Below are 1,274 nucleotides of genomic sequence, written 5' to 3'. Positions count from 1 at the left end.
GATGATCTCCCCGAAGTACTCCTCCTGACAGGCCCCGTATGCCGGATTCTGTACGGAGACATCACCGCCGCCGGGAACGACCGGCGTCCCCTCCCGGAACGCGTCGACGGATCTGATGATCGACCCGTCGGGGATGTTGCCCGCGCCGCTGATATCGAAGACGGCGCTCCCGTCGACGGGGCCGAACTCCCGGTGGAAGTCGCCGATTCCGTTGTCGGTCTCGAACACCGCTTCGATCATCACCTCGGCGAAGTCGCCGACGACGCGGACGGTCTGGCAGTCGATGAAGAACACGCCCGCGTCGGCGGGCGAGGCCGTCCACTCGAGGCGGGCCGGCTTCTTGTTGTCGTTGGTGACGCAGAACAGCGCGAGGTCGTGGTCCCCATCGACACAGACCGAATCGAGGTCGATCCGCTCCGGATCGACGTCCCCGGAGCCGGGGCCACCCGGATCACCGCCGGCACTGACGCTCGAAACGCCGATCGCACCGCCACCGACGACCGCACCGGTAGCGGAGATGGTTCGCAAGCAGTCCCGTCGGGTGTGTGAATCGTCCGATGTCATAGGATCTCCCCCGGAATCGATTCCGAGAGCTATTCGACGTTCAGACAGCAACGACTATTGTTATCGATTGACTGTTTCGGTCCCGTTCATTCGAATCGGCGTTCGCGGCAGTGAAACGATCAGTAAGAGCGATCAGTTACGGACCGTCGTGCCGCAGTCTGTGTTCGATCCGGCCACCGGATTCTTGGCTCGCCGACCGGGCCTGAAACGTCGATACAGCGCTCGTTCGCCGTCGGAGTAGCGTCCTCGTGGGAGCTGGCTCCCGTGAGTGCAGACGACAGCGGGTTGCAGTAATATCCGCGAAACCCGTCGTAACGCGATGTTTACAGCCCGGTCGGTGCCTCGAGGAAGGTCGTCTCGAGACCCCACTCGTCGAGCGACTGCTGGAGCGAACGCACGCCGAACGTCTCGGTCGCGTAGTGACCCGCGAGGAAGACGTGGATTCCCGCCTCCTGAGCTTCGTGGTAGGCCTTCCCTTTCCCCTCGCCGGTCACCAGCGCGTCCGCGCCCGCGTCGACGGCCTCGTCGAGCCAGTCGACCCCGCTGCCGGTAACGATCGCGACCGATTCGATCTCGTCCGGCCCGAACGCGAGGTGCTGGACGGGCTGGCCACCGGTATCCAGATTCGTCTCGAGGCGCTCGCGGAGTTCGTCGGGCGCGTAGGGATCGGCTGCCGTTCCGCGCTGGCCGATGTGCTCGGGGCCGAGTTC

Annotated in this window: 1 protein-coding gene and 1 pseudogene; both read right to left on the bottom strand. The window is 64.8% G+C overall.

All coding sequences use genetic code 11. The annotated features are described in order from the left end of the window. Window positions 1-564: pseudogene (locus PGX04_RS27550) on the bottom strand (hypothetical protein); the annotation flags it as partial. Between the two features lie 323 nt (window positions 565-887). Next, a partial coding sequence (locus PGX04_RS27545) for a Nif3-like dinuclear metal center hexameric protein (protein ID WP_273741402.1) occupies window positions 888-1,274 on the bottom strand: 387 nt, incomplete at its 5' end.

The sequence above is a fragment of the Natrinema soli genome (assembly GCF_028618695.1).
The sequence above is the reverse complement of the archived record's forward strand: the minus strand, read 5'-3'. Positions and strand labels throughout refer to the sequence as shown.